This window comes from Leptolyngbya sp. FACHB-671, from assembly GCF_014695745.1.
In the GTDB taxonomy this organism is placed as follows: Bacteria; Cyanobacteriota; Cyanobacteriia; order Elainellales; family Elainellaceae; genus JAAUTN01.
On sequence record NZ_JACJOV010000166.1, the window covers coordinates 21,732 to 35,712 of the forward strand.

14 protein-coding genes are annotated in these 13,981 nt (G+C 47.5%); 5 read left to right on the top strand and 9 right to left on the bottom strand.

Features of this window, described 5'->3' with window-relative positions; translation table 11 throughout:
• The first annotated feature begins 2 nt into the window (after positions 1-2).
• The gene (locus tag H6F93_RS32060) at positions 3-1,703 is read left to right on the top strand and encodes a restriction endonuclease subunit S (RefSeq protein ID WP_190690084.1); all 1,701 of its coding nucleotides are present in this window, start codon (positions 3-5) and stop codon (positions 1,701-1,703) included.
• 10 nt (positions 1,704-1,713) lie between these two features.
• Positions 1,714-3,615, top strand: a complete 1,902-nt coding sequence (locus H6F93_RS32065) for an AAA family ATPase (RefSeq protein ID WP_190690087.1) — start codon at positions 1,714-1,716, stop codon at positions 3,613-3,615.
• A 123-nt stretch (positions 3,616-3,738) separates the two neighbouring features.
• Here the strand turns inward: H6F93_RS32065 and H6F93_RS32070 are convergent, their stop codons facing one another.
• Positions 3,739-4,662, bottom strand: coding sequence for a ParB/RepB/Spo0J family partition protein (locus H6F93_RS32070; RefSeq protein WP_190690090.1), 924 nt, complete (start codon positions 4,660-4,662; stop codon positions 3,739-3,741).
• A complete protein-coding gene (locus H6F93_RS32075; RefSeq protein WP_190690093.1) occupies positions 4,662-5,414 on the bottom strand; it encodes an AAA family ATPase in 753 nt (250 codons plus the stop codon). Before H6F93_RS32075 ends, H6F93_RS32070 begins: the two co-directional genes overlap by 1 nt.
• 60 nt (positions 5,415-5,474) lie before the next feature.
• On the opposite strand from H6F93_RS32075, the gene H6F93_RS32080 reads away from it, so the two are divergent.
• Both H6F93_RS32080 and H6F93_RS32085 read left to right on the top strand, forming a co-directional pair.
• Entirely contained in the window at positions 5,475-5,834 is a 360-nt protein-coding gene (locus H6F93_RS32080; RefSeq protein WP_190690096.1) for a GIY-YIG nuclease family protein, read from the top strand.
• 17 nt (positions 5,835-5,851) lie between these two features.
• Positions 5,852-6,292: a hypothetical protein gene (locus H6F93_RS32085; protein ID WP_190690099.1), complete on the top strand. Its 441-nt coding sequence runs from the start codon at positions 5,852-5,854 to the stop codon at positions 6,290-6,292.
• 422 nt (positions 6,293-6,714) lie between these two features.
• Here H6F93_RS32085 and H6F93_RS32095 read toward each other — a convergent pair whose 3' ends face one another.
• From H6F93_RS32095 to H6F93_RS32120, 6 genes are all read right to left on the bottom strand, one after another.
• Positions 6,715-7,662, bottom strand: a complete 948-nt coding sequence (locus H6F93_RS32095; protein ID WP_190690105.1) for an SDR family NAD(P)-dependent oxidoreductase — start codon at positions 7,660-7,662, stop codon at positions 6,715-6,717.
• Positions 7,663-7,681: 19 nt separating this feature from the next.
• Positions 7,682-8,560 (bottom strand): AraC family transcriptional regulator, encoded by an 879-nt coding sequence (locus tag H6F93_RS32100; RefSeq protein WP_190690108.1) that lies wholly within the window; start codon positions 8,558-8,560, stop codon positions 7,682-7,684.
• Positions 8,561-8,716: 156 nt separating this feature from the next.
• Positions 8,717-9,709, bottom strand: a complete 993-nt coding sequence (locus H6F93_RS32105) for an SDR family oxidoreductase (RefSeq protein WP_190690111.1) — start codon at positions 9,707-9,709, stop codon at positions 8,717-8,719.
• A 70-nt stretch (positions 9,710-9,779) separates the two neighbouring features.
• Positions 9,780-10,685 (bottom strand): helix-turn-helix domain-containing protein, encoded by a 906-nt coding sequence (locus H6F93_RS32110; RefSeq protein ID WP_190690114.1) that lies wholly within the window; start codon positions 10,683-10,685, stop codon positions 9,780-9,782.
• A gap of 280 nt (positions 10,686-10,965) precedes the next feature.
• Positions 10,966-11,421, bottom strand: a complete 456-nt coding sequence (locus H6F93_RS32115) for an NIPSNAP family protein (RefSeq protein WP_199314281.1) — start codon at positions 11,419-11,421, stop codon at positions 10,966-10,968.
• 10 nt (positions 11,422-11,431) lie between these two features.
• Complete coding sequence (locus tag H6F93_RS32120; protein ID WP_190690118.1) at positions 11,432-12,307, bottom strand: oxidoreductase; 876 nt, start codon at positions 12,305-12,307, stop codon at positions 11,432-11,434.
• A 119-nt stretch (positions 12,308-12,426) separates the two neighbouring features.
• Between H6F93_RS32120 and H6F93_RS32125 the strand changes: the two genes are divergently transcribed.
• Positions 12,427-13,344: a LysR substrate-binding domain-containing protein gene (locus H6F93_RS32125; protein WP_190690120.1), complete on the top strand. Its 918-nt coding sequence runs from the start codon at positions 12,427-12,429 to the stop codon at positions 13,342-13,344.
• 179 nt (positions 13,345-13,523) lie between these two features.
• Here H6F93_RS32125 and H6F93_RS32130 read toward each other — a convergent pair.
• A partial coding sequence (locus H6F93_RS32130) for a dienelactone hydrolase family protein (RefSeq protein WP_190690123.1) occupies positions 13,524-13,981 on the bottom strand: 458 nt, incomplete at its 5' end.

A 13,981-nucleotide genomic window follows, 5' to 3' on the forward strand; every position in this document is an offset into this window, starting at 1 on the left:
CGATGAACCTGCTAGAAAAACACTTTGACCTTGCCTTTGCAGCACCGGATGGCATTCAGAAATTGCGCGAACTGATTTTGACACTGGCGATGCAAGGTAAGTTAGTGCCGCAAGACCCAAGCGATCAACCCGCTAGCGAATTATTAGAGACCATCGCGGCAGAGAAAACAAGGCTGGTGAAGGAAGGAAAAATCAAGCAGTCTAAGCCGATGCCGGAAATTAAGCCGGAAGAAGTACCTTATGAATTACCACACGGATGGGAGTGGGTACGTTTAGGAGAAATAGGTGAGAGTAATATTGGTCTAACCTATGCTCCATCAGATATCTCTGACACAGGTACTCCCGTTCTAAGATCAAATAACATCCAGAATGGAAAGCTCGATTTAACAGATCTAAAACGAGTCAACAAAGACATTAAAGAAAATGTTTTAGTTCAGAAAGGCGATCTTCTCATTTGTGCAAGAAATGGCAGCAAAGCACTTGTAGGAAAAACAGCACTAATCACAGATTTATCTGAGGATATGGCTTTTGGTGCTTTTATGGCTATTTTTAGAAGCCGATTTAATGAATTCTTACTGTATTTCATCAACTCCCCGTTATTTCGCAGAATGATTGATGAAGTTAACACAATGACAATCAATCAGATAACTCAAGGTAATCTCAAATCGACTATTTGTCCTCTTCCACCCCTTGCAGAACAACACCGCATTGTTGCCAAAATCGATCGCCTCATGGCTCGTTGTAATGAACTGGAAAAGCTGCGGGCAGAACGCAACGAAAAACGAATCACCATTCACACCGCTGCCTGCGATCGTCTGCTGACAGCTAAAGAAAGCAACGACTTCAGCACCGCTTGGCGCTTCATCATGCGACACTTTGGCGAACTCTCCTCAGTCAAAGAGAACGTAGCTGAACTGCGTAAGGCGATCCTGCAATTGGCTGTCATGGGCAAACTAGTGCCACAGGACCCAAATGATGAGCCTGCTAGTGAGTTGTTGAGGGCGATCTCAGCAGAGAAAGAACAACTGGTAAAGGAAGGGACAATCAAACAGCCCAAGCCATTACCAGAGGTTAAACCGGAGGAAGTGCCTTATCAACTGCCTAAAGGATGGGAGTGGACGAGGCTGGGAGATGTGTCGCTCTACAGCGACTCTGGTTGGAGTCCACAATGCCTTTCTGAGCCGCGTTCTGGTCAAGAATGGGGAGTACTTAAGGTAAGTGCAGTATCGTGGGGAGAGTTCAGACCTGAAGAAAATAAGGCTTTACCTCGCGACAAAGAAGCCAAACCAGAATATGAGGTGCGAGTCGGTGATTTTCTACTTTCGCGAGCGAACACCCAAGAACTTGTTGCTCGTAGCGTGATCGTCAAGGAAACACCAGATCGTTTAATGATGAGCGACAAGATTGTTCGGTTTACTCTTTCTCAAAAAGTTGAAAAGACTTTCATCAATTTTGCGAACCTATCACGATTTGCTCGTGACTATTACGCTCGTAATGCCTCTGGGACAAGTAGTTCTATGAAGAATATTAGCCGAGAGGTTATGAATAACCTGCCAATTCCTCTTCCTCCTCCTGCTGAACAACGCCGCATCGTCACCAAAATCGAGCGACTTATGGCTTTCTGTGATGAGCTAGACCAATGGATCGAGGTTGCTGCGGACAAACAGAGTGAACTACTCAACGCCTTAGTGCCTCAGGTGTAAAGGAGAAGCCATGCGCCTGAAATCGGTTTACATTAGTCAGTACAAAAACCTTAAGGACTTCAATTTGAGCTTTGATGGCAGTAGCTTTATCGATGTCTTTGTTGGTAAAAACGGTACAGGAAAATCTAATTTATTTGAGGCGCTGATCGAAATCTTTCATCACCTTTACAGTTCAAATCAAAAGAAAGCTGAACTCGATTTTAGCTACCGAATTAACTTTGAAATTGATGGAACAGAAATTGATGTAGCTTGGAGATCTAACCAATTCAACATCAACAATAGGAAACGGCAAACCACGAAGAATATCTCACTTCCAGACAACGTACTGATCTATTATTCTGGTCACAATGACACAGTGACAAGTTTGGTTAAAAGATACGAAGATGCATTTCGCGATCGCATCAAGGATGCCAAATTTGATGAAAGCAGACGTTTTATTGGCATTGGCTCTGAATACAAAGAGCTTCTGCTATCCGTCCTCCTGATGCAAGAAAACAGTAATAAGGCGCGACAGTTTATCTGCCACAAACTAGGAGTTGAAACTGTTGCACTAGAAGTTAAATTAGTGCTGCAACGACCTTCCTATGCAAGGTCAAATTCACGCTTTGATATTGAGTTTAATGATGAGAGCGATCAGTATTGGAAGCCGGAAGGAATTACCAAAACTTTTCTCGATCGTTTATCCAACTGCATTAGCCAAGCAACTGATGGCTTTGTGCGACCTGAAGGCTATTTTGCATCTGAAGACCGCTACATTTTGTACTTTGACATCACCAAAATTCAGCAGGAGTTCAGCGATCTCAGCTCACAAGAGTTGTTTCGTCAATTTGACAACCTGAAAACACTGGATATGCTAGCGGAAATCTCGATTCCTCTGCTGCTGGGAAGTGGGATTGAAGCAACAGTTGGACATTTTAGCGACGGTCAATTTCAGTCGGTCTATATCTATTCCATTATCGAACTTTTCAAAGATCGCAACTGCATCACCCTACTAGATGAGCCAGATTCCTTCCTTCACCCCGAATGGCAATTCGATTTTCTCAATCAGGTGTTTGAGATCACCGATACTGCTGCAAAGAACAATCACGTTCTGATGAGTAGTCACAGTGCGGTAACACTAATCCCTCACGACAAGAAGAAAATAAAGTTCTTCGATATAAAAGACAACCAAGCTAACTGCTATGATTTGCCGAAAACTGTTGCTATCAAGAAACTTAGTTCGGATTTAATCAAATATTCCGAGCAAGAGCAATTGCTTAGCATTATCAATGCAATACAGATTGAACAGAAACCAGTGCTTTTTACTGAAGGTAGTACTGATCCCATCATTATCAAAGAGGCTTGGTACAAGCTATTTGATGAGGATATGACGTTTATTCCCTTTTATGCCTTCAGTTGTAGTTATATCAAACAGCTTCTGACTGATAATCGAATTCACGCAGAAATGGGTAACCTTCCAATATTTGCTCTCTTTGACTTCGATAAAGCATATGACCAGTGGAACAGTTTGAATGGCTCTGTGATTGAGACTGATCCATTAAAAGGGATGATTAAGAAATGGACAGAAGGTGAATCGTACGCCATTATGCTTCCTATTCCTGACCATGCAGATATTCGTCGTCAAGTCATCAAAGATGCTTCTACAAATGAAACCTTTTATGGTGAATCTTGCTGTGAAATTGAGCATCTGTTCTATGGTCAAGATGCTACTGCCAATTACTACCAACAGGAACCCTGTGTAGGTGGAAGCAAAATTGTTTTTAAGTCAGATGCAACAAAGACAGTTTTTGCTAAAGAGGTAGTTCCCAAACTTAATGCTGCCTGCTTCGAGGTGTTCCGTCCGATGTTTGAATTTATTGCTTCTGTAAGCTCTAGCGCAAACTCGTCAACTGTGGCTCCCATGGGTAGTTGAAGGGTCGCTGCAACCAGGGGCAATTAGGACCGAAAAGTAGCAAAATCACGACTGATCGGAACATAGTTAGGGAATGGCTCATTGGTTAGGGTATCCAGAATAGCGTGTGCCTGCGTTTCAATCTCAGTCATTGGTTGCAGTAAGCTTGTCTAATTCATCCAGCAATTTGGTGATTTTGTCTCTCTTCTTGCGATCGCCCCACGTCTTATCCTTCTGCAATCGCTTACCAATTTCATTCCAACGCTGAACCAAAACCTTTTCTGGTATCTGCTCCAATTCGGGCTTTAAACCCTTAATCCATGCTTTGATGTCACTTAATGAAAGATTTTTAGCAATAGCTTGCTGCAACAACTCAGATCGTTGCTGCTCATCTTTGACTCTTGCGATCGCCCGGGCTTTTGTAAACTCAATCTTCCCTTGCCTAAGAACATCCAGCACATCCTGAGGCAGATTGAGCAGGGGAAGACGGTTGACCCGAAACGATTCAGCACTAAACCGACCAACTGTAGAGAGTAGAGATTCGAGCGTTTCAAGCTGACGGATAACGTTATCCGTCAAATCCTGCCCTCGCTTTTTTGCATTCGCTGCCTGGTTTAGAACTGCCACCACCTCATCCGTTGAAATGTTGAGGTCAATCGCCATCAACTGCAAAATCCCCTCAGTTTCGTCCACTGGATTGAGGTCATCGCGTTGTAGGTTTTCGATCAGCGCGACTTGCAACGCTTGGCGATCGTTAAAATCCCGAACGACAACTGGAACTTCCTTCAGCCCCACTTCCTTAGCAGCCCGATACCGTCGCTCCCCGGCGATCAATTCATATTCATTACCTAATGGACGAACTAGGAGCGGTTCTAAAATTCCATGCTCCTTGACGGACTGGGTGAGCTGCGCCAGCTTCTCTGGGTCAAAGTAGCGTCGGGGCTGGTGCTTCGACAGCACAATTTTGCGAATCGGAACTGTGCTAGCTGAAGAACCCTCTTCAACCTCAATGCTAAAGAGATCAGTCACACCCCGCATCTGGGGAACTTGAGGACGCTTGCTAACCACTACAGATCCTCCATACCTTGTGCAATTTCATCCAGGACCTTCAGGGATGGGTGCCTGGGTGCATAGACCGCCAGTGGTTGCCGCGCCATTGCTGCATCTGCATAAGCAGTCGCCCGAGGGATCGGAGAGAAAACAGGGGCAAGCGGAGACAACTGCTCCTTTAACGCCTCTAAAATCGCCTTGTCCTGGCTAGCATTGTTATAGATTGTGGGGACAATCCCGGCGATCGCCAGTTTTCGATTCAGGTGCTTTCTTACCTTCTTAATCGTATCCAGCAACAGTTCAGTTCCCTTAAACGCCTTAAAGTGGGTCTGAATCGGAATTAGAACGTGAGTGGATGCTGTTAAAGCCAGGATGCTCAGGACCCCTAAGCTGGGAGGGCAGTCGAGCAAGATGAAGTCATAGTTCTTCGTCACCGGTTCTAGAGCTTCCTTTAACCGCAACTCTCTTGCCATGACAGATGCCAGTTGCAATTCTGCGGCACTAAGCGTAATGTTTGCAGGAGCAAGGCTCATCTTATGCAAGTCCTGCTGGATCGGCAGTTTGCCCTCCTCTTCCAGAATTGCATCCGTGATCGTTTCCTCTAATTCATGAGGTTCCAGCCCCATAAAAGTCGTCAGCGATGCCTGGGGATCAACATCCACCAGTAGGACACGATGCCCGCGAAGTGCCAAGTGGTAGCCCAGGTTCATTGTCACCGTCGTTTTACAGACGCCACCTGCTTGGTTAAAAATAGCAATGACTTTGTGCACGATTTGAGGTGTAGCGACAAGCTCAGTTTATCTGTTGACCACGGTCTTTGAACAAGTTTGATGAACGATTATCCCGATTATTTGCTTGAAGAAGCACTGCGTCTTCTCAACCTGTTGCGTAATGCTCCATTTGAGGACGGCGCACCTCTGAGCCGACAATTTAAGGAGTTACCCGCTCGCCCTGGCATTTATGCTGTGAAACATCGCAATTTAGAAATTTTATACATCGGCAAAAGCACAAACATTCGGGCACGCCTTCGAGGAGGACACAAAGCACTGGGATGGGCATTTATCGATCGCCTCAACCCTGACGATGTGAGGATTGCCTGCACAGCTCTTGCCTTTCAGTGGAATCGAGTATCATATCAGTTAGAGCAAATTATGATTAAGCACGCTCAACCCCCATACAGCGATCGTTAGCATCGGAGAACTGACAGATGCGGACAGCTGACTCAACCACAAAAGCAATCCTCCTCAGTCATTTCCCTGAGCGAATTCAAGCTGCGCTTAAAGCATATGCTTCTGAAGTTGACCTATCCCCCGAGACTGTCGTGCAGTTGGCGATCGCCTACTTCCTGGAATCAGCTGATATCGAGCTAGAACCAGCAGACATTAAGACCAACACCAATAGTCAGGATTCGCTTGGGGCTCCATCCAATCAGGGCGTACTGGCTTGTCTGCCCTTCCTGCTTCAGCGAGGCATTGAACAGTACGCAACAGAGGCTGAATTTCCACCAGAATTTGTAGTCGAACTGGCAGTGACTTTCCTTCTCGACCCAGATGCCAGCAACTTTGAGGATTGCCAGGCTGGTGTTCAGAAAGAACAGGTCTACTTACTCCAGCAATACCGTGAAGCTCGTCAAGTTAAAGCCGCATAGGCGATCATTCTAGATCATGTCCCCACATAAGAGTTGTTGAACTGTAAATTAAGCGCAAATTAAGTGCAAGTCTAGTGTGTCGGACTTGCGCTTAATACACAGATCTACTGCGTTTCTGTAGTTTAGTGATGGGTTCTCTAGATCTGGGTAGCCAATCAGCGGCTGCTTCAAAAACTACCGTTACACTAATCCTGACTCGAACAACATTGCCGAAAACGAACACTGAGCGATCGCGTGTAGCACGGTCTAAAACCCTACTCTGCCGAGAGCTAGGACAAGCAACACTGCCGAGTTAGGGTCATTTTCGGCAATGATGTTAACTGCTAACGGCTGAGATGAGCGGCAGTAGTTGCCTTGAATTCAAAACTAGAACTGGTCTGTCTGCTCCATCTCAATGTTAGCTGGCGATCGCTTCTCAGAACTTAATCCAGAAATCCACCAGTAACATCAACGAGTGAGCCATGAAAAGCAGTTGCATCATCAGACACTAGGAACATGACAGCTCGTGCCATTTCCTCCACTGTATTGGTGCGTCCAATGGGGATTGCTCTTGATCCTTCTTCAAAAGACATGCCGCGCTGTTCCCGTGCATAACGCAACATAGGAGTGTCTACGCCTCCAGGTGAAATCGAGATAATTCGAATGTTGTCTTTGGCATATTCCAAGGCGGCCACTTTGGTTAGCCCAAGCAAAGCATGTTTGCTCACACTGTAAGGACCGATTTCTGTAAAGCCCTTATGTCCTGAGACTGAAGCCGTGTTAACAATACAGCCACCACCCTGCCTAAGCATATAAGGAATCTCATACTTGAGCGAGTAGAACACCCCAACCGCGTTTGTATTCAACGTATCCATAAAATCTGCGGTTGATTGTTCGTGCAGTCTGACAAGTTCTGGATTCACAATGCCTGCATTGTTAAAGGCGATATCCAAACGACCGTAAGTCTGGACACAGCTATCAACAAAAGCTTCAACCTCTTCCTCACGCCTGACATCCGCTCGCATGTAGGTTGCTTCGCCGCCAAATTCCTGAATTCGGGCTGCAACTTGGTTGCCTAAATTCTCACGCCGACCGCAAAAGAAAACCTTCGCTCCTTCTTTAGCAAAAGCATAGGCGGTTCCTTCACCAATTCCAGATGTTGCGCCAGTAATGAGTACAACCTTACCTGCAAATCTGCCATTGGGATTGATAGCCGATGCAGGCTCGGGTGGGGTTTGGGTATTTGCTTGAGCGTTTCCGGTCATGACTGCTGTTGTCAGTCCAGCCATCGCTGCACCACCAATCACCACTTGTCGTCGAGTCAGTTTCTCTGTAACCTGCTGATGGCGATCGCCAGTTTCAGCGGCATCCGAATTTGCAGGATTTGACATTTCCAGTATCCAGGCTTTACTAAACTTCCCCTTTAGGAGAGTACTCAATTCGATGGGGTGTGTCTTGTAGATTTTTGCGATCTTGCAAGCGATATTGCCCTGGTGTCGTTTGAACGAAACGCCTGAAGTGATGGGTTAGGTGACTCTGATCCACAAACCCCGTATCAGCTGCAACTTGCTGGAGTGAAACTCCTCTAGAAATCAAAGTTTTGGCACGAGCGATCCGCACTTGAGCCTGATATTGTTTCAAGGAGATGCCCACTTCAGCTTTGAAGACGCGGCTGAGGTAAGGCGGACTTAAACTCGCAATTTCTGCTAGATGCTTGAGGGTGACATCGTCTCCGTAATAGTCTTGCAGATAGTTGCGAACTCGGCGAATAGCTTCTCGTTCCCTACCGGTCGGTCTTAATTCCACCACCGTATTCGTGTGGTTGACAATCAGCCGCGCCATTAGGGATTGCAGCAACGAATCTTGTTCCAGTCTTGAAGTCAATCCTTGTGAAGCGTGATGAAACTCTAGATAGTGCTGGGCAAGCTCGGCATTCAAGATAATTGGCTCTGAGAAGAATGGTATACTCGTTTCTCTACCAGCGATCTCTGAAGCAGCTGATTTGACCACATCAGGGCTGATGTATAGCATCCGAAAGGTAGCAGCAGTTTGACGATCTTCGATATCACGTCCCGTATGCATTTCTCCTGGATGGATAACGCTAAGGCTACTAGTAGGTACCCAATAATGAGTACTCCGGTAGTAATATTCGCCAGGACAGTCTAGGCTCAGGCAAAACTGATATTCATCGTGGCAATGTTCTGGCAACCACTCTGGAGGACAGGGCGCATACTGATAAAACTCCAGAAGAATATCTTCAAATAACCAACCTTTGATTGTGTGTTGCATCAGATTTTGCGATTACCTCATAGACAACCTAGCAGGCTAACGGCTGCATTCAGCGGCGGTAGATAGCTTCTAAATTTAAACCAAAATCTTTTATTCGCCGCTGCAACGCAATTGTTAGGCAATAGCTAAATATGCTCGACACTCAAGAAACGAGACTCACGCTGTATAGCTCGCATTGAAGCCCAGCGCATTATCGATCGTCGTTCCTGAAATTGTCTTTGCTGCGTCGCTTGCTAGGAAAAGTGCTGTTTGAGCAACATCCTCTGGCTCAATCGCTCCAGCATCACCTAATGGACTGACCGAATTAACCTGCGCGTCCTGTTCCTCTCGGCTTGAAACGCCTGTAGATCGCATCTGCCCCTCACTCCGATACATTGCTGTGTTGACTGCACCCGGCGCGATCGCGTTCACTGTGATGTTGTATTGCCCCAACTCCTGAGCGGCTTGCTTGGTCATCCCAATCACAGCCCACTTCGTCGATGTATAAGCACCGTTTCCAGCAAATCCAGCTCTGCCCCCCACAGATGCCATATTGATGATCCGTCCACCACCCCGTTGCTTGAGAAACGGAATGGCAGCTTTTGCCGTATTGAAAACCCCGTGAACATTGACATCGAATACATCGTGCCAGAGTTGAGGGGTTCCATCCTCAAAGCTGTGCCATGCCACATAACCCGCATTGGCAACGACAACATCAATTCCACCCAATTCGCGGCTCGTGCGTTCTGCCGCAGACTGCATTGCTGCTAAATCTCGAACATCAACCTGAATTTGCAAAACCTTTGTGCCGTACTGCTTGACAGAAGCAACGGCTGCATTGAACTCATCCATGTTGGACACGCGATAACCTCGTGAAGAGTTCAGACGAGAGGGATCGGCAATATCCAACATGGCAACATCGGCACCATTCATCGCAAAAACTTCTGAAATTGCCCGTCCAATCCCTCGTGCCGCTCCGGTGACGAACGCGACTTTTCCAGCTAAAGGAAGTGCACTTGAACGTTGAGGTTGTTCAATCGGTTGAGGGGAAGTTTGAGCCGTTGCTTGCTTCGCTTGTAAGGGCGATAATCCTGCTCCTAATGTCATTCCGGTTGCAGCTAAGGCAGCACCTTTGATTAATCCACGGCGTGAACGATTTAGCTTCTTCATTGGTTCGCTCCTCTTAAACTCTGAGGACAGCTTATCGAAACCGCCGTGTCGAAAAATTGTAAAATCTTGCTTAGCCTGCAACCTGTTTGAAGAAGCTTTTGGGTGGAATGCCGACGACTCGCTTAAAGGCTTTGGTAAAATGCGCTTGATCGTAGAAGCCCACCTGCAACCCGATATCTGTCAGATCTGGTTTACCGGCGATCGCTATCAGCTTCTTGGCACGCTCGACTCGGTTTTGCAATAGATATTGATGTGGAGAAAGTCCCAACGAATTTTTGAACAGACGCGCGAAGTGAAATGCGCTCAGGTTCATCTGTTCGGCTAAGCCAACGAGGCTCAACTCCTCGCTTAGATGTTCATGAACGTACTCGATAATCTGCTTTAGCTGCTGTGATGAGAGCTTTCCATCAGCTTTACGCAGTTTTTGAGGGCGACTGCTGTGATGCTCAATCAGATGAAGGGCAAAGGCTACCGCAAGCGATTCACCGTAAAGCGTGCCACAGTAGCTTCCAGAAGCTAATTCTGCTCTAAAGTGACGAGTAAAGTCAGCAATTGTTGTATCAGCTGCACCTCGACGGGTTAGAAAACTGATGTTTTCTAAGGCACCCGTATCTTGAAACGCTCGGCGAACAAATTCAGGGTCAAGGGCGATCGCCAAAAACTCAAAGTTTCCCCACCATCGAGGAAAGTTGATATCTCCGTGTGTCTGTAAGCAAAAATCACCTGGGTTCAAAGTCGTTTGTCGCCGATGCCTGCCCTCTTTCCATTCGTAGTGAACAGGTTGACCAATGTTGACCGCTAAACGATGTCCATCGATGTAGTGTTCGGGCAGTTCAAATGATGAAATTCGGTGAAATTCAACAGTGATTCCCTGCCAACCTGCATTCACGCTCGAAAACAGCACACTTCCATCAGGAGCAGCCGGAAAGACATCTCCAGTTTGGCTGTTAACGAGATGAATTCGGCTATCTGGCATTGGCAGTAAGAAGTGATTTTAAGTATAGTTTGGACTGAAATCACTCTACAGGCAACCTTCTAATTACTTCCCTATATGGAACGAGAAGCTGCCTAACGTTCCAGCTGAGCGGCTGCAAGTAACCTTTGCAACACCACCAAGATCTCTCGTCAGTCCGCTCCTGCCGAATTGTTATGCCGTTTTTTACAATCGACTCTCCGCACATCGATCAACTCCAGCTTTGTGCGGAGCCGTTGAGTTGTTGCTGAAACTAAACGTTTTCCTGACTTAAATTCGGACTTTAGTTTGCCAGTCGTTTGCCTGGGGAGTAATCTGTCAATTCTAATGTCCGCTCCTCAATGTCGCCGACGAGTGAACCATGCGCCTCAGCCGTCACCTCCTTGATCTCCGCCCATTCTTGATCAGCCATGAACGCCGCCCACCGCTCCTTCATCGTTTCCGTGTCAGACCACTCAAGCAGATAGACAAACTCTGTGCGGTTATCGTGCCGAGCTTCCCAGGTCGCCACAATCTTGAAGCCGTACCGCGCCATAATCCGCATTGCATGATCGTGGAACCGTTCGTGGAACGCCGTTTTATTGCCGTCGAAGATCTCGTAGATACGCAGTTGGTGGATGCTGCTGCCTGTTGCTTTGACACTTTTACTGGGGGTTTGTGAAAGTCCGATGATGGTGCTCATGACAAGAATAAACACGATGACTGGAACAACACGCAGAAATGTCTTGGTATGAATCATGGATATCCCTCTACTTGGCATAATTGACGTGTTCTAGATAATCCGTACTGACAGTCACCTGCTGCCAAGCATCCAAATCGGTTTTAACCCGTCCCAGTTTTTCCTGAATCAGGCTCATAGCATCCGTGCCTAAAGCTAGTCGTATCGGGGGATGAGGACTTTCCACAACTTGGACGATGGCTTGCGCTGCTTTAGCGGGATCACCAGGTTGCTGGCCATCCATCTCTTTGAACCACTGCAATGAAGCACCACTCACCGAAGCATAGGCATCAATGGATTGCTCGACTGTTGCCAGAGAGCGTCCGTTAAAATCGGTGCGAAATGCCCCAGGTTCAATCAAAGTCACTTTCACTCCAAAGGATTCAACCTCCTTAGCTAGAGCTTCAGACGTACCTTCCAGGGCAAATTTAGCCCCACAGTAGAGGCTGCTTCCGCCAAATCCTACTAATCCTGCTGTGGATGACAGATTGACAATGTGACCACTGCCTTGCCGACGCATCACAGGCAAGACCGCCTGCATCAGACGGAGTGCTCCAAAGAAATTAGTTTCAAAAAATTGATGTGTCTCCTCATCACTGACTTCTTCGAGTGCAGCAATCAGTCCATGCCCCGCATTGTTAACCAGCACATCAATTCGACCGAAGGTTGCGATCGCGCTATCAACCGCTGCTTGGATGTCCTGAAATACCGTTATATCCAGACGGACAGCCTTTGCGGTTTCTGGATAGAGTTTGATCAAAGCGCCAAGTTGCTCTGGTTTACGAGCAGTCGCCAGTAGGTAGTCGCCTTTCTGCAACACCGCTTCTGCTAGGGCACGTCCGAATCCGGTTGAGCATCCTGTAATTAACCAAACTTTAGGAGCGACAGGATCTTTATCTGAGTTCATTGGTTTTCTCCAGTATCAAGAACGATGAGACGCGCCTCATACTTCTCACGGTAGGAGACGACCAGATGACTGTCCAATATATATATGATTGGGATTAATAGGTTTGACATATAAGTGTTATGGAATTACGACACCTGCACTACTTCATAGCGGTGGCTGAGGAACTGCACTTTAGTCGAGCAGCAGAGCGGCTGCACATCTCGCAACCTCCGCTTAGTCAGCAGATTCGGGATTTGGAAGAGGAACTCGGAGTTAAGCTGTTTGAACGAACGAAGCGGCAAGTGCATCTGACAGAAGCAGGCAACGTGTTTTTGGAGCGCTCCTACCGAGTGTTAGCGCAACTCGAACAGGCGATCGCAGCAACCCAACGGATCGGACGGGGTGAGGTGGGACAGTTGGCGATCGGCTTTGTAGGCTCCGCGATGTATACCGTACTGCCAGAGATTTTAAGGGTCTTTCGAGAACAATTTCCGGCGGTAGAACTGCACTTGCATGAACTGACAACGGCTCAGCAAATTCAAGCCCTGTATGACAAACAGGTGGATGTCGGCATTGTTCGTTCTGCCATCAGCGAACCAGGGTTGAGTGTAGAGTGCTTTTTGCCAGAATCATTGGTCTTGGCGTTACCAGAAACCCACCCGTTGTCTACCCAGACTCAAGTGTCGCTTTCCACATTGGCAGATGAGTTATTTATCCTATTCCCTGCCAAAATGGGACCCGTCTTTTACGAGCAAATTATAAACATGTGTCAGCAAGCGGGATTTCGTCCGAAGGTGGCTCAGGAGGCAGTTCAGATGGAGACGATCGTCGGCTTAGTTGCTGCAGGACTGGGCATTGCGATCGTTCCCGACTCCTTGCAAAAATTCCACAGAGGCGGAGTCATTTACAGAAATCTGAAGGAGGAGATTCCTAATACTGGACTTTATCTAACTTGGCGGCAGCATGATTCCTCACCAGTAGTCAGAACATTTCTGGACTTGGCACGGAGAACGACACAAGAGGAGTCAACTCTCAAATCTACTTGGCAATCGGCATAACGTTCGCAATCACCGGACGCAGACAAACTTTGCAACTTAACCAACCATATTGAAACGTTCCGGTGCATTGCGATGTTATGCGGTGTTTCTACTATGAGGTCCGACGGGGCCGACGCGTCCCCGGCTAACATGGCGCTTCGCAAATCTTCTTCCCGCACCCAGATCTTCAGGCACGTCGCTCATTTCGATTCCTCTGCGAAAAGATCAAGAACCGCTCGCCATGCGCGCTCAGTGTGTTTTGGGTGATAGCCGACACCTGGCACGGTCGCTTGAACATGCGTGAGCCCTTCGTCCGGCGATCCATCCGAATTTGTCGGGCGAGCCCAAAAGGCGTGCTGGGCACCGCCATAGATGTTTACGCGCCAGTCAACTCCGGCATCCTGTAATGCGTGACCAAATGCGAGAAGTTGGTCGGGAGTGCAGAGCGGGTCCTCGGAGCCAGTACAAAGGAGGATAGTGCTGTTTATATCGCGCCAGTCCTGGGCATCAGGTTCCGGCAGTCCGGGATGAACGACCGCGACGGCCTTGAAGGGTGTGCCTGTTTTCGCAAGCTCAAGGACGATATGGCCGCCAGCACCATAGCCGAGAGCCAAGAGCCGGTTGGCGTCAACATCAGGTGTCGCGAGGAGAACGTCCA